The 19,161-nt window shown below is 70.0% G+C and carries 12 protein-coding genes; 8 read left to right on the top strand and 4 right to left on the bottom strand.

The annotated features are described in order from the left end of the window. Positions 1-46 precede the first annotated feature (46 nt). Complete coding sequence (locus D7V80_RS43710) at positions 47-1,633, top strand: Tox-REase-5 domain-containing protein (protein WP_120590866.1); 1,587 nt, start codon at positions 47-49, stop codon at positions 1,631-1,633. 12 nt (positions 1,634-1,645) lie between these two features. Continuing rightward, positions 1,646-2,398 carry an immunity 52 family protein gene (locus D7V80_RS26825; RefSeq protein WP_120590865.1) on the top strand — a complete coding sequence of 251 codons (753 nt, stop codon included), beginning with the start codon at positions 1,646-1,648 and terminating at the stop codon, positions 2,396-2,398. A gap of 57 nt (positions 2,399-2,455) precedes the next feature. Here D7V80_RS26825 and D7V80_RS26820 read toward each other — a convergent pair whose 3' ends face one another. Next, positions 2,456-3,970 carry a Do family serine endopeptidase gene (locus tag D7V80_RS26820; RefSeq protein ID WP_120590864.1) on the bottom strand — a complete coding sequence of 505 codons (1,515 nt, stop codon included), beginning with the start codon at positions 3,968-3,970 and terminating at the stop codon, positions 2,456-2,458. Between the two features lie 412 nt (positions 3,971-4,382). On the opposite strand from D7V80_RS26820, the gene D7V80_RS26815 reads away from it, so the two are divergent. Both D7V80_RS26815 and D7V80_RS26810 read left to right on the top strand, forming a co-directional pair. Next, positions 4,383-4,844 (top strand): response regulator, encoded by a 462-nt coding sequence (locus D7V80_RS26815; protein WP_120590863.1) that lies wholly within the window; start codon positions 4,383-4,385, stop codon positions 4,842-4,844. A gap of 59 nt (positions 4,845-4,903) precedes the next feature. Further along, a complete protein-coding gene (locus tag D7V80_RS26810; RefSeq protein ID WP_120590862.1) occupies positions 4,904-5,707 on the top strand; it encodes a glutaminyl-peptide cyclotransferase in 804 nt (267 codons plus the stop codon). Between the two features lie 6 nt (positions 5,708-5,713). Here the strand turns inward: D7V80_RS26810 and D7V80_RS26805 are convergent, their stop codons facing one another. After that, the gene (locus D7V80_RS26805) at positions 5,714-7,462 is read right to left on the bottom strand and encodes a carboxypeptidase regulatory-like domain-containing protein (protein WP_120590861.1); all 1,749 of its coding nucleotides are present in this window, start codon (positions 7,460-7,462) and stop codon (positions 5,714-5,716) included. A 32-nt stretch (positions 7,463-7,494) separates the two neighbouring features. Further along, positions 7,495-8,031, bottom strand: a complete 537-nt coding sequence (locus D7V80_RS26800; protein ID WP_120590860.1) for a metal-dependent hydrolase — start codon at positions 8,029-8,031, stop codon at positions 7,495-7,497. Positions 8,032-8,117: 86 nt separating this feature from the next. Between D7V80_RS26800 and D7V80_RS26795 the strand changes: the two genes are divergently transcribed. Further along, complete coding sequence (locus tag D7V80_RS26795; protein ID WP_120590859.1) at positions 8,118-16,721, top strand: non-ribosomal peptide synthetase/type I polyketide synthase; 8,604 nt, start codon at positions 8,118-8,120, stop codon at positions 16,719-16,721. Then, positions 16,702-17,151 carry a nuclear transport factor 2 family protein gene (locus D7V80_RS26790; protein ID WP_120590858.1) on the top strand — a complete coding sequence of 150 codons (450 nt, stop codon included), beginning with the start codon at positions 16,702-16,704 and terminating at the stop codon, positions 17,149-17,151. The genes D7V80_RS26795 and D7V80_RS26790 overlap by 20 nt, the downstream gene beginning before the upstream one ends. Here D7V80_RS26790 and D7V80_RS26785 read toward each other — a convergent pair whose 3' ends face one another. Beyond that, complete coding sequence (locus D7V80_RS26785) at positions 17,152-17,385, bottom strand: hypothetical protein (protein ID WP_014393744.1); 234 nt, start codon at positions 17,383-17,385, stop codon at positions 17,152-17,154. A 41-nt stretch (positions 17,386-17,426) separates the two neighbouring features. Between D7V80_RS26785 and D7V80_RS26780 the strand changes: the two genes are divergently transcribed. Further along, positions 17,427-18,518 (top strand): glycerophosphodiester phosphodiesterase family protein, encoded by a 1,092-nt coding sequence (locus D7V80_RS26780; protein ID WP_120590857.1) that lies wholly within the window; start codon positions 17,427-17,429, stop codon positions 18,516-18,518. Between the two features lie 129 nt (positions 18,519-18,647). Next, entirely contained in the window at positions 18,648-19,154 is a 507-nt protein-coding gene (locus D7V80_RS26775) for a MarR family winged helix-turn-helix transcriptional regulator (RefSeq protein WP_120590856.1), read from the top strand. Positions 19,155-19,161 lie beyond the last annotated feature (7 nt).

Below are 19,161 nucleotides of genomic sequence, written 5' to 3'. Positions count from 1 at the left end.
GGATGTCAGGACTCCCTGCTAACCCTGTTCACCAGGAGGAACAGGCATGAAAGGGATTCAGTCGCCACGGCGCGAGTGGCTGTGCCTGCTGCTCATCGCGGGGCTGGTGGGCTGCGTGGGAGGACGTGCCCGTTCGTTGCCGGTGGGGCTGCACGGCTACGCGCGCTACCACAGCGCCTCGCCGGCACCGCTGCATGGGGACTCGGCTTCCACAGGCGCGGGCGGCACGGTGGGAGATGCGGAGCCGGTGCGCCTGCCTCCGGGCACGGTGCTCAGCGGGAGCGCGGAGGAGCGGACGCGGCAGGCGGTGGAGCTGGGCCTGCTGGAGGTGGACGCGTTCGAGAAGCTCCTGCTGCGCGCCGGACTGGAGGAGCCGCCGGTCCGCCGCAATCCCTTCACGCCCGAGGACGCGGCGGAGGTGCTGAACCGGCTGATGGAGAGGCCGGTGACGTTGGGCACGTATCCGCCTCGCATGGCGGCGGGCTTCGTGCTGCGCGAGGTGCTGGAGGGCGGCGCGGTGTCGCGCGAGGAGCTGGCGAGCCGGGTGGAGCGGTTCATCCGGGAGCAGGTGGCGGTGCTGCGTCCGGACGGGTACCTGGCCTGGGCGCCCGATGGGCGCACGCAGCAGAAGGTGGGGACCGTGCAGTGGAAGGACGGGGCCTTCCGCGCGGGCAACTTCGAGTTGGGGCGCTTCTACAGCGGCAAGGGCGGCGTCTTCCGCCAAGTCGATGCGCAGCTGCGTGCGGCGGATTGGCGCCCGCTCGCGGAGGTGTACGACGACGCGGACGTCATTGGCCGTTCGTTGGATGGAGCGGAGGACGCGTTCGTGGAGCTGTACCACGGCATGGGACAGCTGCTGTCCCATCCCACGGACAGCTTCGCCAGCCTGCGCCATCTCCCGCAGGGTGTGGCGGCGCTCATCGCGTCATCGCCCGCGTACTGGGAGCGCTTCCGGTACATGACGGAGGGCGAGCAGATCCGCGAAGCAGCGCGGCTGACCACGAACGTCATCACGCTGTGGGGTACGGCCTCGGCAACGACGCGCGCGGTGACCCGAGCGGCGGCGGGCGTGGAGGCCACGGTGCCCGTGCTCGCGGTGTCCGCGGAGGGACTGCTCAGTGTCGAGCGCGTCGCGGTGCCCGTGGGGCGCGCAGCGGCGGTGCTGAGCGGAGGACCTGGGGCCGCCATCGTCCTCCAGAAGGCCAACGCGACACCGGCTCCAGCCGAACCAGGACAGTGGGGGCCCGCCGAGGAGTCGATGTCCGCGCGGGCCCGTCGCTACCAGGAGCAGATCTCCGGACACACAGCGGACGAGGCCTACTGGGTCGGCGGAGTGGGAAGGAAAAGTGGCGGCGTGAAGTTCGACGGCTTCCGGGACGGAGTGCTACGGGAGGCCAAGGGCCCGGGCTACGCGAACAAGTTCCAGGAAAGCCTGGAGCCAAAGGTCTGGTTCAGGGAAACGGGGGCCAGGCAGCTCCGGGAACAAGCAGAGCGGCAGTGGAGAAAGACGCGGAACCTGGGAGTCCGCATTGAGTGGCATGTCGCGGAGAAGAAAGCGGCAGATGCCATTCGGAGACTGCTCAAGCGCGATGGTATCGACGGGATTGAAGTCATTCACACTCCGGCACGTTGAGCAGGGGATCCCTTGACCACAGAGTCCAATCGCCACGCCTACCCGGACAGCTTCTTCGTCGGTGCCTACTGGGGGGCACGTCGGGAGTCGCCAGAAGCGTGCGCGCGTCGTGCGGCGGTCTTCCTGGAGCTCCTGGCCGCATGCGATCCGCTCCTGGCCCACTGGTACAAGTCCATCCGTTCCCGTAAGGGCACGCAGAAGCTGTCTTTGATGCCGCCCGACATGTCAGTGCTCACGGACTTGTTCCGGCGGGGCGTCAACCGTGAGGGCCGAGGACCCGTTATCGAGGAACTGGGCCTCCGCGTTGTCTTCCTCAACGGAGGTGCCGCGTCCGATGACGCAAGCCTGAGCATCAAATGCGGAGCCTTCGACGACCCCAGTCCCAACAACTGCCTCTTGTCCCTCCCATTCGACGGACCGACCGCGGAGCGGGTGTTGACCCCCTCCGTGCTGGAGGCCGTGATGCGCGGAATGGTGGCCGCCTGGGAGCCAGACTGGATCACGGCCATGTCCGAGCACCATCGGGAGCTGGATGATCCAGACAACAGGACCACCGCCCGGGTCGGCTGGGTGACCTACTTCTCCAAGCAGCGAGGCACCGTGCCCCCACTGCCCGCGCCCGTGCGCATCGAACCCGTGGAGGACAAGGGCACGCTCATCGTCCTGACCCCGGAACGCTTCACCGTGGCGAACCCGGAACACGTGGCGCTGGCCCGGCGCGTGCGCGAGCTGCTCACCCGGGCCGGGCTCATCAAGCCCCGCTGAAAGAAAAACGGCGCGCTCCACCCCGGCCGGCGGAGCGCGCCCTCCACAATCCCGGCTCTACCGCTGCGGCACCTCGAGCGCGCGCAAGAGCGACCCGTCCTGCCCCAGCACCCGCGCACGCAACAGCAGCGCGGCCCCAGGCTCCGCGGACGTCAGCGCCTGCGCCGCCTCCGCGACGCCGGACACCTTCTGGTCACCCACCTGCGTCAGCACCATCCCAGGCGCCAATCCCGCGCGCTCCGCGGGACTGCCGGACTCCACCGCCACCACCTGCGCGCCGCCGCTGCCGTCCTGCGCCTCCGACAGCCGCAGGCCCAGCCGCTTCGACAGGGGCGCGGGCGTCGGATCCCGGGGCGTCATCTCCTCCTCACCCCGCTGCGTGGGCCGGGTGCCCAGCTTCACCGGCACCTCCATCGCCTTGCCGCCGCGCACCAGGCTCACCTTCACCTCGCTGCCCGGCTTGAGCAGCGCCACCGCGCGCGTCAGCGACCCGGCGGAGTCCACCGCGCGCTCGCCCACGGACGTGATGATGTCCTCCTCTTGCAGGCCCGCCTTCGCGCCGGGGCCGCCCGCGCTGACGCCGGCCACCACCGCGCCCTTCGCCGTCTCCACGCGCAGCGCGCGCGCCAGCTCCGGCGTGAGGTCCTGCACCGCCAGGCCCACCCAGCCCCGGCGCACCACGCCCGTCTCCTGGAGCTGAGGCAACAGCGCCTGGATGAGGTTCGCCGGCACCGCGAAGCCAATGCCCGTCGCGCCGCCGATGATGGCCGTGTTCATGCCCACCACCTCGCCCTTCATGTTGAAGAGGGGGCCGCCGGAGTTGCCCGGGTTGATGGCCGCGTCCGTCTGCAGGAAGTCGTCATACGGACCCGCGTGGATGTCGCGCGCCCGGGCGGACAGGATGCCCGCGCTCACGCTCGACGCGAGCCCGAATGGATTGCCAATGGCCATCACCGGGTCGCCCACGCGCAGGCCATCCGAGTCCCCCAGCTTCACGAACGGCAGGTTCCCGGACACGCCCTTCAACTGGATGAGCGCCACGTCCGTGAGCGCGTCGCGGCCCAGCACCTCCGCCTCGAACGCGCGCCCGTCCTCCATCTTCACCCGGACGGTGTCCGCGCCCTCCACCACGTGGTTGTTCGTGAGCACCAGGCCCGACGGGTCGATGATGAAGCCCGACCCCACCCCCTGCTTCGAGGGCGCACCGCCCCCTCCAAAGGGGTTCTGTCCGCCCTGCATGCCGAAGCGCTCGGCCAGTCCGGGGGGCAGGCCCTGCATCATCCCGCCCATCGCGGGGCGGGCGCGGGCCTGCACCTCCACGTTCACCACCGCGCCCTTCACCGTATCCACGAGCGGCGCCAGCGACATGAGCGCGCCGGGCGACCCGGGCGTGGGCGAATAGACCGCCGGCTCCACCTTCGCGCCCGAGGGCGTGGTGGCGGTCTTCAGCGACAGCGTGGGGCGGGCAGGGGGCGCCACGTCCACGGCCGGCTTGCAGGCCCCCAGGGCGACCAGGGGCATCAGCGTGAGCGCCCGGGCAAGGTGGCGGCGGGACGGAAGCGTGCGGACCATCGTGCGTTCTCCTTGGGTGTGGCGGCCGGAAGCGGATCTTCCGGACGGAAAGGGAAAGAAAGAGTCGAACCGGATGCGGTGGGCACCCTGGGAAGGAGGCAGCGGTCCCGTTCCACCAGCGACACCGGGAGCCACCGGTGGCCCAGCTGCCTGAAGGGAGCTCTTGGAGGAAGCCCCGCATCCGGTCCGACGCCGGAACTTCATTGCAGTCCGTGGGCCAACCCCTCCAAAGCCCTCTTCAGAGGGGAGCCCGGCCCCGGAAGGCCCCAGGACGCGGGGCAAAGTGCCCCAACCGGGGCATTTCGCCCGGGGGCAGCGTGCCCCACGCCCCGCCGCCGCGGCTTTCGCCGGACATGGCACGGCGGATGCTCACGGAGCGAAAGGTCCCCAATCCCTCCAGGAGTTCACGCCCATGGTGTACGAGCAGTCAGAAGGAGTCGCGCGCGGCGCGGCCTGGGAAGACCCTCACTCGGAGCCCGCGAGACCGCCGCGCATCCTGGTCGCGGATGATCAGACGGAGATGCGCACCCTCATCCGCAAGATGCTGGTGCGGCGCGGTTATGACGTGGTGGAGGCGTCGGACGGGCCGGGCCTGGTGCGCGTCCTCATCGAAGGGCTGAAGGCGGAGGAGTCGCGCGCGCCCGACCTCATCATCACGGACGTGCGCATGCCGGGCTTCACGGGCCTGGAGGTGCTCGCCCGGCTGCGGCGCGAGCAGTGGAACACGCCGGTCATCCTCATCACCGCCTTTGGCGACGTGCAGCTGCACCGCGAGGCCCTGCGCCTGGGGGCTGCTTGTGTGCTCAACAAGCCATTCGACATGGACGAGCTGCGCGGCGCGGTGGAGGTGGCCCTCGCGGTGACGCGCGAGTGACGCCGCCCCGGGTGATGGCGCGCTAAGGTGTCGCGGCAATGTCTGTCGCAAGGAAGCCCATGCGCCGCCTCCCCTGGTCCCTGCCGTTGTCGCTCCTGTGCGTGGCATGCGCGCCCACGCAGCGCCAGACGCCGGACGCGGGCACTCCGGAGGCCAGGCCCCAGCGGCTGGTGGCGAACATCGTCCACACCTACCCGCACGACCCCACGGCCTTCACGCAGGGGCTCCAGTTCCACCAGGGCCAGCTCTACGAGAGCACCGGTGAGAAGGGCGACCTGCGCCGCATCTCGCTGGAGCAGGCGGAGCCGCTGTGGAAGCAGCCCCTGCCGGAAGTGTTCCCGGAGGGGCTCGCGAGCGACGGGCAGCGGCTGTACCAGCTCACCTGGCAGGACGAGACGCTCTTCGTGTGGAACGGCGCGCCGCCCGCGCAGGAGAAGCAGGTGGAGTACGAGGGCGAGGGCTGGGGCCTGTGCTACTGGCGGGGCCAGCTGGTGCGCAGCGACGGCACGTCCACGCTGCGCTTCCACGACCCGAAGGACTTCAGCGTGAAGTCCCAGGTGAAGGTGACGTTGGAGGGCACGCCGCAGGAGCTGCTCAACGAACTGGAGTGCGCGGAGGACGGCGTCTACGCCAACGTCTGGCATTCCAACAACATCCTGAAGATTGATTACGCCACGGGCCGCGTGCTGGCGGTCATCGACGCGTCGGTGCTGGCGCGAGCGGTGAGCGGCCGGGTGCGCAGCTACGAGGCGGTGCTCAACGGCATCGCGCTGGAGCCCGGCACCGGCCGCCTGTTCCTCACCGGCAAGCTGTGGCCCGACCTCTTCGAGGTGACGCTGGTGGGGCCCGCCGCCACGCCGTAGCGCGCGTCAGCGCGAGTAGCGGAAGGACACGGTGCCCGTGCTGGCCGGTGGCACCTTCAGGTCCCACGTCAGACCTCCCGTGGCGTCATCCCGCTGGGCACCGGGCGTGGCGCGGACGAGCCGGCTTCCTCGAGGCCAGGTGTCCAGCACACGCACGCTCATGGGCACGGGATACGGATTGGGCACCCGCAGGGTGACGTCGTGGACCTCGCGCGCATTCCATTCCACGGAGGCGCGTTGCACGGTCCGCACGGCCTGGACCTTCGGGTCGGTGCCCAGCGGGAGGGTGAAGGTGTTGTCCATCCGCAGCGGTGTCAGCTTCAGCAGCGTGCGCGGCTTGCCGTCCACGAGCGGGTGGACGTAGCGGTACATGAAGAGCTCTCCCAGCGAGGAAGGTCTCACCTCCGCGATGAGGTAGGTGGACGGGTCCTGCGCGGGGAAGACCTGTCGGTGGAGCGTCATGGGCCAGTGCTCGGTGATGAGGGGCACGCGCGGCGAGGTCCCATCCCGCAGGGTGTGTCGCCCGGGCGCGACGAGGCGCCAGGCTGGAGTCATCGGATCCTTCTGGGACGTGTCCTCCGCTCGCGCGAAATCCCGAGGGGGAGGAATCGGCAGGCGCTCAGGCGGTCCCACCCCGGCGACCATGAAATCGATATACGCGAGCTCCCGCGGTGCGCTCCCGATGTAACACCCGTACGTCAGAGGTGACGACGGCTCCGGGTTCGGCCCGGCGCCCGTCCAGAGCTGTTCATCGAAGCGCATGGTCGCGCCGGCGGGAGCGGCGACGGCCTCGTGCAATTGCACGCTGGCGCCCTCGCGCCCGAATCGCAACCGGTAGCCCGCGGGGGCGGGGGGGAGGTTGGAGAGGTGGTACTCGCCGCGCACGTCCGTGAAGGCAAATACCTCCTCTGTCTGGAGACGGCTGGTGAGGACGCTCACCACCGTGTCCTTCAGGGGGGCGCCTGTGTTCACGTCCACGACCCTGCCGCTGAGGCTCACGGGGGCCTCCCGCTGTTGCAGGGCCTTCGCGCTCCAAACCGGGAGGGTGGACCACCCCCCGCGCTCGAACATCTGGCGCCGCAGGAGGGCTTCCTCCTCCAGCGCGTCAGGCTGCTCAAGCACCACCGGCAGGGGACGGAGGGACTCGAAGGAGGGCGCGCCCTGGGGCACGTCGAACTGGATGAGCGCATCCTTCCAGTCCGTGCCCGTGCTCTGGAGGATCTGCCCCTGGAATGTTGCATCCACCTGGGATGGCGGGTCCTGCACGGCCAGCGCCACCCGGTAGTGCACGGAGGCCTTGGGCAGGAAATGGCGGAGCACCACCTTCACGGCCCCTTCGCCCCTCAGGGTGGCTGTCACCTCCAGCGCCGGTGGTGAAGGCTTCGAGGCGAGGACGGTGAGCGCGACTCTCGCATCCTCCCTCTTGGCATCGTACGCCCGCTCCTTGCCTGGGGGCTCGGGAGGGGCCACGGCATCCATGGCCGCGCGGGCCTGCTCGGCGGTGAAGGCGGGGACGTAGGTGGGACGCACTTCGAAGCGTTGCACCTCGGCGCCCTCTGCCTCGACTCGAACATCCGTAGGCTCTACGTCGCCGAGCAACAGCGGCCACACGACGCGCTCCGTGCCAGCCAGGTTCACGGTGGTGGTCCGCTCCACGAGCGTCCGGTCCTTGTAGACGGTGACCGTGGTGTCCTCCACCTCCACGGCCACGCCCAGCACCCCCGCGAGCAGCATTCCCAGACCCATCAGGACCATGACTGCATTCTGGGACCGCGTCTGGTTTCAGCTCAATGGGCTTGCGAATCAGCCTGTCTGGAAAAGCGCCGCCGCACGGTCCGGACCACCTCCGCGTCCCAGCGCGGGGACAGCAGCTCCAGCGCGGTCCGCCGGAAGGGCAGGGCGCACGCCAGGCACGCCAGCGTCGCGGCCAGTCCAATGAGCGTGTTCTGCCAGGAGGCCAGGTTCCACTGCCCGGACCACGACCACGGCTCCATGCTCTGCGGCCACAGGTAGTGGATGGGCCAGCCCGGCCCGCTGCCAGCGAGGTCGCACAGCAGATGCCCGTGGAAGGCAGCCACCGACAGCAGGGCCACGGCTGCCCTTTGCCGCGCCAGCGCCGTACACACCGCCATCGTGACGAGCGCTCCCACGTAGCCATGGAAAATCACGTGGTGATAACGCGAATAAAACTCTTCACCCGCCAGCAATGACAAACCATCCAAATCCGGCGCGAGCCCCGCGCAGGTGACCAGGATGCGGTCACGCCGTTCGCGCAGGCCTTGCGCCAGGAGCCAGGACACTTCGGCGTGGACGATGGGATTCATGGGTGTGCACTAGCGTACGGCATGCGGGGTCCACGGCGAAGGTTCCCGGGGCAGTGCGTTGAGAAGGTGGGGGGCAATGACTCATCATGAATTCCTTCTCCGCGCACCCGCGGTTGGACATCGCCACGCTTTTTGAAGCGCACGCACGAACCACACCCGACGCCATAGCGCTGCACTTCGAGGGAGGTGTGCTCCGCTATGACACGCTCAACCGGCGCGCGAACCGGCTGGCGCGACGGCTCCAGGCGCTCGGTGTGGGGCCCGACCAGCCCGTGGGCATCCTCGCCGACCGCACACCGGAAACGGTGGTGGGATTGCTGGGCATCCTGAAGGCAGGAGGCGCCTATCTCCCTCTGGACCCGGGTCATCCTCCGGAGCGGCTCGCCGCGATGATGGAGGACTCCGGGATGCGGGTCCTCGTCGGGCGGCGTGAGGCGGTCCAGGGGCTGCGCTTCCAGGGGCACGTCGTCGAGCCTCCCGCTCCGGATGAACAGGAGGCCGTGAACGTGAAGGGCGGGGCGGGGCCGGACTCGCTGGCGTATGTGCTCTACACGTCTGGCTCCACGGGGAGGCCCAAGGGGGTGTGCATCCCGCACCGGGGCGTGGCGCGGCTGGTGCTGGACGCGGGCTTCATGGGCTTCCGGCGCGAGGACCGCGTCCTCCAGGCCGCGTCGTATGCCTTCGATGCCTCGACGTTGGAGGTCTGGGGCGCGCTGCTGAACGGCGCGACGCTGTGTCTGGTTTCACGGGAGACGCTGCTGTCGCCTCCGCTCCTCGCAGAAAAGCTCCAGCGGGATGCCATCTCCGCCGCGGTGCTGAGCACGTCGCTGTTCCATCAACTGGCCGCGGCCATCCCGGACGCATTCGGAGGGCTCCGCGTCCTGATGGTGGGCGGTGACGTGCTGGACCCCAAGTGGGTGGCGCGGGTCATGGCGCGGGGAAAGCCCCAGCGGCTGCTCAACAGCTATGGACCCACGGAGTGCACCACCTCCGCGACGGCGTATGAGCTCCTCGTTCCTCCGGAGCCGGGAGTAGCCATCCCCATCGGCAGGCCGCTCGCGCGGCTCCAGCTGCATGTCCTGGACGACGCGGGGAAGCCGCTGTCCGTGGGCGAAGTGGGGGAGCTGTACCTGGGCGGAGAGGGGCTCGCGCGGGGCTACCTGAACCGGCCCGTCCTCACTGCCGAGCGGTTCCTCCCGGATCCGTTCAGCGGCGTGTCCGGGGCGCGGATGTACCGGACGGGAGACCGGGCGCGGTGGCTCCAGGACGGCAACCTGGAGTTCCTGGGGCGGGTGGACCACCAGGTGAAGATTCGCGGCGCGCGGGTGGAGCTGGCGGAGATCGAGAGCGTCCTGCGCACCCACCCGCGAGTCGGTGACGCCGTGGTCCGCGTGCACGAGGTCTCCCCGGGTGACAAGCGGCTCGTCGCGTATGTCTCACCGGGCGGGGTGGAGGACGCGGAGCTGCGCGCGTATCTGGGCTCGAAGCTGCCGGACTTCATGCTCCCCCATGCGGTCATGGCGCTGGAGCACATGCCGCTCAACTCCAGCGGCAAGGTGGACCCTTCGCGGCTTCCATCGCCGCGCTTTGGTTCAGGGGAAGGGGAGACGCCGCGCACGCGGCTGGAGCAGGAGATCGCGCGCGTCTGGTCGGAGGTCCTGGGGACGCAGCAGGCCGGCACGCAGGACCGCTTCATGGAGTCTGGCGGGGACTCGCTGCTCGCGATCCGTTTCATTGAACGGCTGGAGCAGGCGGTGTCGGTCCGCCTGCCCGTGCGGACGCTCTTCGACAGTCCGAACATCGCGGAGCTGGCGCGGTGGGTGGAAGCGGCACGGGGAACGGGTCGAAGCCTCGACGTGCCACCCATCGTCCCGGTGGACCGGACTCGGCCCCTGCCCCTGTCGGATTCCCAGCGGCAGCTGTGGCTCCTGGAGCAGCTGGCGCCCCGGAGCGCCGTCTACAACGAGCCCTTCACGCTGCATCTGCCCGGTGACCTCCAGCCCGACGCGCTGGAGCGTGCGTTCCGTTCACTCATCGCCCGGCATGAAGTGCTGCGGACGACCTTCGGGGCCACGCAGGACGGTCCGTTCCAACGCGTGCATCCGGACATGCCGTTCCACCTGCGCCGCGTGGACCTGCACGCTGTGCCCGGAGGCCTGCGGAGCGCGAAGGCGTTGCAGGTGGCCACCCAGGAGGCGCGTGAGCCCTTCGACCTGGAGCACGGGCCGCTGTTGCGTGCGACGTGGATGCGGTTGAGCAAGGCGGAGAGCCGCCTCGCCCTGGTGATGCACCACCTCATCGTGGATGGCTTCACGATGGCGGCGTTCCTTCAAGAGCTGCACCGGTTCTATCTGGCGGAGGCCCCTTCACTGCCGCCACTGCCGCTCCAGTACGGCGACGCCGCTGTCTGGCAACAGGGAGCCCGCTACCAGGAGGCCATCGCGCCGCACCTGGACTGGTGGAAGCAGACGCTCGCGGGAGCTCCGCACCTGGAGCTGCCCACGCAGCATCTCCGCCCCCAGGTCCCGAGCTTCCGCGGGGCCAGGCACGTCGTGCGAATCCCTGGGGACCTCCTGGAGTCCGTGAAGGCGCTGGGGCGTGGAGAGGGCGCTTCGCTCTTCATGACGCTGCTGTCCGTGTTCGGTGTGCTGCTGCATCGCTACTCCGGGGCGGAGGACCTCGTCGTCGGAGGTGCCTTCTCCGGACGGAACCGCGAGGAGTCGCAGGCCATCTCCGGACACTTCGTGAACCTGCTGCCGCTGCGGCTGCGCTTCTCCGAAGGGCAGACCGTTCGGGGGCTGCTGGCGCAGGTGCGCCGCGTCTGCCTGGATGCACTCGAACATCAGGACGCGCCGCTCGTGCGCATCGTGGAGGCGGTGAACCCGGCGCGCGTCCCTGGCGCCAACCCGTTGTTCCAGGTGTCGTGCACGCTGGAGCCGCGCATCGCGGTGCCGGCGTCGGACTGGCGGGTGGAGCCCCACGGCGTCGATACAGGGACGTCGAAGCTCGACCTCTCCATCGAGCTGGACGAGCGGCCTGACGGCATGTCCGTGCGGTGGGAGTACGCGCTGGACGTCTTCGAGCCCTGGCTGATCCACCAACTGGGCCAGCACTTCGTGACGCTGCTGCGCGAGGCCGCACAGGCCCCGGAGCAACGGGTCGCGGCGTTGCCGCTGCTGTCGGAGGCGGAGCAGTCACAGGTGCTCGCCTGGGCTCATGGCCCCGTGAAGGACGTGTCGCACGCGGACTGCTGCCTGCACCACCCGTTCGAAGCGCAGGTGGAGCGCACGCCGGATGCGCCGGCCCTCTTCTTCCAGGGCCGGTCCATGAGCTACCGGACGCTGGACGCGGAGGCGAACCGGCTGGCCCATCACCTCATCTCCCAGGGCGTTCGGCCTGGAGACTTCGTGGGCGTCTGTGTCCAGCGCTCCTTCGAGTTGATCATCGCCCTGCTGGCGACGCTGAAGTCGGGCGCGGCCTACGTGCCGCTGGACCCCGCCTATCCCAGGGCACGGCTGGAGTTCACGGCGCGGGACGCGGGGCTGCGGCTCATCCTCGCGCAGGGAGCGATGCTCGCGCTCATGGACGGTATGGGCGTCCCGGTGGTCGCGCTGGAGCAGGTGCGCGGCGGTCCGGAGGGAACGCCACGGGTCCCCGTCACCGGGGATGCCCTCGCGTATGTCATCTACACCTCCGGTTCGACGGGGCAGCCCAAGGGCGTGTGCATCGGCCACGCGAGCGCGGTGCACCTGACGGAGACCGTGGCTCGGGACTTCGGCTTCGCACCTGGACAGCGCGTGGCGCAGTGCGCGCGGTACGGCTTCGACTTCTCCGTCGCGGAGATCTTCCCGACGCTCTCCTCCGGCGCCACGCTGTACCTCATGGCCCAGGAGGACGTGGCCGCCGGTGAGGAGCTGGCGGACTTCCTGGAGACCCATCGCATCCACACCGCGATGTTCACGCCGTCAGCACTGGCCTCCATGCCGTGGCGGGCTCTGCCTGACCTGAAGACGCTCGCGATTGGAGGAGAGGAGCTCCCCGCGCGGCTCGTGGACACGTGGGCTCCGGGCCGCCGGTTCATCCAGGTCTACGGGCCCACCGAAGCCACGGTCTTCACGACGGCCGCGGAGTGCGTGGCCGGCGAGGGTCCGTATTCCATCGGCACACCCCTCTCGGGCTACGAGGTCTACCTGCTGGATGAAACCCTGACGCCCGTCCCCACGGGCGTGCGCGGCGCGCTCTACATCGGAGGCAAGGGACTGGCGCACGGCTACTTGAACCGTCCCGAGCTCGACGCGGAGCGCTTCATCCCGCATCCCTTCAGCGCGGAGCCGGGAGCGCGCCTCTACAAGAGCGGAGACATCGCCAGTCATCGCCCGGACGGCGGCATCGACTTCCACGGACGGTCCGACCGCCAACTCAAGCTGCGCGGCTTCCGCATCGAGCTGGGCGAGATCGAGGCCGCGCTGCGCAAGCACCCGGATGTCCGGGACGCCGTGGTCGAACCCCGGCTGATCGCGGGAGAGCGGCACCTGGTGGGCTACGTCATCCCTCGGGATGCCGCTGTGACGCCTGCGTTCAGGGAGTCGCTGGGCGAAACACTTCCCTCGCACATGGTTCCCCGGGAGTGGGTGCTGCTGGAGGCGTTCCCGATGGGCCCCACGGGAAAGCTCGACCGTCACGCGCTGCCTTTGCCTTCCGTCAAAGCCCGGTCTGCTCCCGCGTCCACGGAGCGCGAGAAGGCGCTGGAGCGCATCTGGTGCCGGATTCTCGGCGTGGAGCGCGTCGGCAGGCAGGAGGGCTTCTTCGACGCGGGCGGGAACTCGCTGCTGCTCACGCGGGTCCAGTCCGCGCTGGCCTCGGAGCTGGGCATTCGCGTGAGCATGGCCACGCTGTTCCAGTTCCCGACCATTGAAGCCCTCGCTAGGCACCTGGACGCGGGCTCCACCGTGCAACCGGTGACGCCGGAGCCCGCGCGAAGCCCCGTGCGCTCCTCGGACCCCATCGCCATCATCGGCACGGCGGGACGGTTCCCAGGGGCTCCCAGCGTCGAAGCGCTGTGGACGCTGCTGGTGGAGGGCCGTGAGGGCTTGTCCCGCTTCAGCCGGGAGACGCTGCTCGCCGCGGGCGAGGATCCCCAGCTCCTGGAGGACCCCTCCTACGTCCGTGCCTCCGGGCTGCTGGAGGACGTGGAGTCCTTCGACGCCGCCTTCTTCGGCTACAGCCCCCTGGACGCGCGGCTGATGGATCCGCAGCTCCGCATGTTCCTGGAGTGCGCCTGGGAGGCGCTCGAAGCGGCGGGCTACGACCCGAAGCGGCTGCCCGGCAAGGCGGGCCTGTTCGCGGGCTCGGGAGTGCCGCGCTACTGGTTGGATCAGGTGATGCCGCGCTTCCGTTCTCTGTCCGTGGCCGCGGAGGCGTACCGGTCCATCCTGGGCAACCCGTGGCAGTTCCTCGCCACGGCGACGGCGTATCAGCTGGGCCTGCATGGGCCCGCGCTCACGGTGCAGACCGCCTGCTCCACGTCACTGGTGGCCGTGCACCTGGCCTGTCAGAGCCTGCGAGCGGGCGAATCCGACGTGGCCCTGGCGGGAGGCATCTCCCTCTTCGCGTCCGGTCCCTCCGGCTACCTCCATGAGGCAGGTGGCATCACCTCCCCGGATGGACACTGCCGTCCCTTCGACGCGAAGGGGCAGGGGACGGTGCCCTCCAGCGGCGTGGGCATCGTGGTGCTCAAGCGCTTGGAGGACGCGCTGCGGGATGGGGACTGCATCCATGCCGTCATCCGGGGCTCGGCCATCAACAACGATGGAGACACCAAGGTCGGCTTCACCGCCCCGAGCGTGGAGGGCCAGCGCGACGTCATCACGCGAGCACACGCCGACGCGGGCGTGGCCGCTCGCGACATCACCTACGTCGAGGCCCACGGCACGGCGACGCCGCTGGGCGACCCGCTGGAGGTCCAGGCGCTGCGGCTCGCCTTCGGAGCGCGTGAGGAGTCGGAGCCCGCGGTGGTCCTGGGGGCGCTCAAGAGCAACGTGGGGCACCTGGACTCGGCGGCCGGAGTGGCGGGGTTGATCAAGACGACGCTGGCCTTGGAGCACCGCTTCCTCCCGGGCACCGTTCACTTCGAGCGGCCCCATCCGGAAGCGGGCCTGGAGCATTCGCCCTTCGTCGTGAGTCGCGAAGGGCGGCCGTGGTCCCTGCCCGAAGGCTTCCCGCGTCTCGCGGGAGTCAGCTCGTTTGGCATCGGAGGAACGAACGCGCACGTCGTCCTGGAGGAAGCACGCCCCGAGCCCGCGGTCGTCGTGAGCCCGGCGGTGGAGGTGCTGGTGCTCTCGGCGCGGAGCGGGGAGGCATTGAGCGCGGCCTCGCGGCGGCTCGCGGAGCATCTGGAGCGGCACCCCGGGCAGTCACTGACGGACGTCGCGTACACGTTGCAGGAAGGGCGGACGGCGTTCGGATACCGGCGTGCCATCGCGTGCGAGACACCCGAGGAGGCCATCGCGAAGCTCCGGCGGGACGGGCCTGTTCAGCCCGCTGCGTCCCCGCTTCCTGAAGTGTGCTTCCTGTTCCCAGGGACAGGCACGCAGGAGGCGGGCATGGGCGCGGCGTGGTACCGGCGCGCTCCGGCGTATCGCGAGGCCTTCGATGCATGCGCCGCGCTCTTCGGCCCGGAGATGGAGCGCGAGCTTCGCGCCGTGCTGCTCACCGACGAGCGCGGAGCACAGGCGGAGGAAGCGCTGCGGGCACCCTCGCTGGGAATGGCCGCCATCTTCACGACGGAGTACGCGCTGTCGCGGCTGCTGGGCGCCTGGGGGATCCATCCGACGAGCCTCCTGGGCCACAGCCTGGGGGAATACGCCGCTGCGTGTCTCTCCGGTGTCCTGTCGCTGGAGCAGGCCGTGGCGCTGGTCGCGCTGCGCGGCCGTCTCTGCGACGCACTGCCGCCTTCCGGCATGCTGGCCGTGCCGCTGTCGGAGGGCGTGCTGACGCAGGAGCTGCCACCCGGGTTGTCCCTGGCCGCGGTCAACGGACCCGGGCAGGGCGTGGTGTCCGGGGCGCTGGAGGCGTTGGAGGACTTCGCCGCGCGGCTGCGGGAGCGGGGCGTGAGGACGAAGCGGCTGCCGAACTCGAGCGGGTTCCACTCCGCGCTCGTGGAGCCCGCGATGCAGCCGCTCACGGACCTGTCCAGGTCGATGCGCCCGAAGTCCCCGGCGATTCCCCTCCTCTCCAACGTCACGGGCACCTGGCTGACCGCGGACGATGCGCACGACCGCACGTACTGGGCCCGGCACCTGCGGCACACGGTCCGGTTCTCCCAGGGGCTGGAGCTGCTGCTGGAGGACCGCGAGCGGATCTTCGTGGAGGTGGGGCCGGGACAGACGCTCTCCACGTTGACGCTGCTGAACCCCCGGGCCGGGCGGGAGCGGCTTGTGCTGTCCACGGGACGGCGTCATCCACCCGAGGGTGATGAACAGGCCCTACTCCATGCCGTGGGACAGCTCTGGTCCGCGGGCCTCCCCGTGGACTGGAGCGCGGTGCGCGGAAGCGGGCCGCGCAGACGCGTCGTGCTGCCGACGTATCCCTTCGAGCGCAAGCGGTACTCCCTGGCGGAGAAGACGCCCCGGCTGCCGAAGCCAGAAGTCACGACCGCGCCCCGGCTGCTCAGCCGTGAAGAGGTCCGTGCCTCCATGGAAGCCCTCTGGAAGGAGCTGCTCGGCGTGGACACGCTGACGCCGGACAGCCACTTCTTCGAGCTGGGCGGCACGTCGCTCCTGGTCGTGCAGCTCAACCGCGAGCTCAAGACGCGGCTGTCGGTCAGCCTGTCCCTGCACGCGGTGCTGGAGCACCCGACGCTGGGGGAATGGGTGCGCGCGGTCCAGGACGAGCTGGAGCGGACGGGGAGGCCACTCACCACGGCGGCTCCGCTCCGGGTGGAGCTCCAGAAGGGACGGCGCGGACGGGCGCCGCTCTTCCTGGTGCAGCCCATCGGGGGCACCGTCTACACGTACCTGCCGCTGGCGAAGCAGCTGGGCGCGGACATGCCGGTCCACGCGTTCCGCGCGTCGGGGCTGGAGCCCGGCGAGGTGCCCTACCGCGACGTGCCGGCGATGGCGCGCGCGTACGTGGACGAGCTGCTGGCCTTCCAGCCCCAGGGCCCCTTCTGGCTGGGCGGCCATTCCTCAGGGGGCGTCATCGCGTACGAGATGGCGGCCGAGCTGTTGAAGCGGGGCCACTCCGTGGCGGGCGTCATCCAGATCGACACGGTGACGGTGGACGACTCGCGCAGGCTGAACATCCGGAGCGTGGGAGACGTGCTCCAGCTCATCGACGCGTTCCAGGACATCTCCCCGCGCGCGGCGGAAGGCCTGAGGACGGCGATGGAGCTCGACACGCGGCTGCGCGACGTGGTGCTCGCCACCAACGAGGCCATCGCCGCATACGCGCCGGGACGTCACGCGGTGCCGCTCGTGTACCTGCGGGCCACGGAGCGGGACGCGGTGCTGGATTCACGCGCGGCGGCCTGGTGGACGGCGCTGACGACCGCGTCGTTCCAGATTCACGACGTGCAAGGCAACCACTTCACCATCATGGAGGAGCCCCATGTGGTGGACCTGGCGCGGCTCATCCAGGAGCAGCTGACCTCGGGAAGGGAAGGGGAGCACGATGACCGCGACGCGGGATGAGTGGAAGACGGAGCTCTCCCGGCGCTTCACCGCGTTCGTGGAGGCCTACGAGCGCGGGAGCCTGGAGGCCCTGTCCGAGCTGTTCTGGCACGACGACGACATCGTGGTCGTGGGCACGCACTCCAACCTCCACTTCGTCGGCTGGGCGCAGGTAGAGCACTCCTTCCGCACCCAGCTCGGGAGCCTGCGCGACATCCGCGTGACGCTGCGCTCGGAGCAGCTCTGGCACGGCGGCGCGCCGCCCTCCACGATGGCCTGCCTCACGGTGCCCATGATGGACATCGCCCTGGTCGCGAGCGGCAAGCCCGTCACATTCGAGGGCATTCGCGTGGCCTGCGCCTTCGAACGCCGGGGCACCGAGTGGCGGATGGTCCAGATGCACTGGTCGCTTCCGCGCGCGGAGGTGCTGGTGGACCACGAGTACCGCTGATCACCCCGGAGGCAGCGGCGAGCGTCGAGGCGTGCCCAGCAGCTCCAGCGTGCGCAGCGCCACGTCCGCCAGCGTGGACGAGCACGGCATGCAGCCTCCGCCGCAGCAGGGAGCCCAGTCGCCCTCCGGGTCCCGCAGCAGCGGATACACGCAGCTCCGCAGGGACTGGGGCAGTCCCGCGTCGTCGCAAGCCTCACGCAGCGCGGCCTGCACGGTGGCATCCTTCACGTCCATCGTTTCAGCTTCCTAACCGACACCCGGAAGGAAGGCAGCCCATGCGCACGGCATCGTTCATCCCTCAGGTCCTCATGGTGCTCCTCACCTGCGCATGCACGAGGACCGGTCCGTCTTCCCGCACGCCCGCGGACGACCCCACGCTGCGCCTCATGGACACCCTGCGTGCGCACGCACGGACGCACGCTCCTGTGTGCTCTCCAAGCGCGGCGCTGCTTCAACCCGGAGGCGGCATCGACCTGGAGCGTCTCCGCGCCGCGGGCCACCCGGTCATCGTCTGGACCGTGAACGACCTGCCCACGATGCAGGCCCTGCTCCGGCGCGGCGTGGACGGCATCATCAGCGACCGGCCGGACCTCCTGATGCAGGCGGTGCGCGACTTCGACGCCAGCGGCGACGGCACCCCGGGGGACCTGCTGGACGCGGACGGGCTCATCGACCCGAAGCGCTTCGATGCGCAGGGCCACCGGGGCGCGCGGAACCTGCGGCCGGAGAACACGCTGCCCGCCTTCGAGTCCGCGCTCGACCACCAGATGACCACGCTGGAGCTGGACACCGTCCTCACCGCCGACGGCATCCCCGTGCTCTCCCATGACCCGGACCTGTCCCCGAAGAAGTGCCGTCACGCGGATGGAAGCCCGCTGCCCGCCCCCGTCCCCATCGCGACCCTCACCGTCGCGAAGCTCCAGGGCACCTTCGTCTGCGACCGGCTCTTGAAAGACCGACCGGACCAGACGAACGACCGCGCCCTCTCCCCGGAAGCCGTCGCGTTCGCCGCCCGCGTGGGACTCCCGGATCCCTACACCGTCCCCACCTTGCGCCAGGTGTTCGCCTTCGCGGCGGAGCAGGCGGACGCCGCCCATGAGGCCCGCGACCCGCTCCGCGCCAGGAACGCCCGCCGTGTGCGCTTCAATGTGGAACTCAAACGGACATCAGAGAAGACAGACATCGCTCCAGCCCACGGCGACGCGGTCGCCCAGGTCGTCCAGGAAGCAGGGCTCGCGCGGAGGGTGGACGTGCAGTCCTTCGACCTGCGCGCCGTGCGCTCCATGCAGGACCGTCACCCGGAGCTGCGCACCTCGCTCCTCCTGGAGACGCGTCCCACCGCCGCCGACGTGAAGGCCGTCGAGTAGCCAGACGGTCCATTCCCCGGCCGGGAAATCACGGATTTAGTCAGGCGACGAATCATCTTGCGCCAAATCGTTAGGGGCCTTACTAGATGCCCCGTCTTGATCCCTACCCGTCCTAGAAACGCCACGCCGATGAAGCTCGTGCCCCGGTACGAGCGGCTGAAGCAGCTGGCTCAGCGCTTCCCTTCGCTCGACCCCAGCGCCATCGAGACGTGTCTGACGATGCTGCGTCTCTCCAATGAGCTGACCGAAGCCTACGAAGCGCACTTCGCACGACACGGCGTGTCCCACGGACGCTTCGTCGTGCTGGTGCAGCTGTTCGCGGCGGAGGACGCGGGGGAGAGCCTGCGTCCCGCGGACCTCGCGGAGCTGGCGAGCTGCAGCCGCGCGACCATCACGGGCCTGTTGGACACGCTGGAGAAGGACGGCTTCATCTCCCGCGTGGATCACCCCGAGGACGGGCGCATGTACTCCGTGCACCTCACCTCGAAGGGCCGCGAGTTCATCCTGGGCATGATGCCCGACCACTACCGCCGCATCGCCGCGCTCATGGCTCCCTTGAGCCTGGATGAGCGGGACACGCTTCGCGCCCTGCTCGCCAAGGTGTCCTCCGGCATCCCCGCCCTGCGGGACCCCTGAGCAGCCC

The sequence above is a fragment of the Corallococcus sp. CA054B genome (assembly GCF_003611625.1).
GTDB classification, from domain to species: domain Bacteria; phylum Myxococcota; class Myxococcia; order Myxococcales; family Myxococcaceae; genus Corallococcus; species Corallococcus coralloides.
This window is presented reverse-complemented; position numbering and strand designations above follow the sequence as displayed.

Bases quoted from the DNA above. Each gene is read 5' to 3' on its own strand.
- D7V80_RS26800 (WP_120590860.1), bottom strand. From the start codon at position 8,031: ATGAATCCCATCGTCCACGCCGAAGTGTCCTGGCTCCTGGCGCAAGGC.
- D7V80_RS26785 (WP_014393744.1), bottom strand. From the start codon at position 17,385: ATGGACGTGAAGGATGCCACCGTGCAGGCCGCGCTGCGTGAGGCTTGC.
- D7V80_RS26775 (WP_120590856.1), top strand. From the start codon at position 18,648: ATGAAGCTCGTGCCCCGGTACGAGCGGCTGAAGCAGCTGGCTCAGCGC.
- D7V80_RS26810 (WP_120590862.1), top strand. From the start codon at position 4,904: ATGCGCCGCCTCCCCTGGTCCCTGCCGTTGTCGCTCCTGTGCGTGGCA.
- D7V80_RS26795 (WP_120590859.1), top strand. From the start codon at position 8,118: ATGAATTCCTTCTCCGCGCACCCGCGGTTGGACATCGCCACGCTTTTT.
- D7V80_RS26815 (WP_120590863.1), top strand. From the start codon at position 4,383: ATGGTGTACGAGCAGTCAGAAGGAGTCGCGCGCGGCGCGGCCTGGGAA.
- D7V80_RS26805 (WP_120590861.1), bottom strand. From the start codon at position 7,462: ATGGTCCTGATGGGTCTGGGAATGCTGCTCGCGGGGGTGCTGGGCGTG.
- D7V80_RS43710 (WP_120590866.1), top strand. From the start codon at position 47: ATGAAAGGGATTCAGTCGCCACGGCGCGAGTGGCTGTGCCTGCTGCTC.
- D7V80_RS26790 (WP_120590858.1), top strand. From the start codon at position 16,702: ATGACCGCGACGCGGGATGAGTGGAAGACGGAGCTCTCCCGGCGCTTC.
- D7V80_RS26780 (WP_120590857.1), top strand. From the start codon at position 17,427: ATGCGCACGGCATCGTTCATCCCTCAGGTCCTCATGGTGCTCCTCACC.
- D7V80_RS26820 (WP_120590864.1), bottom strand. From the start codon at position 3,970: ATGGTCCGCACGCTTCCGTCCCGCCGCCACCTTGCCCGGGCGCTCACG.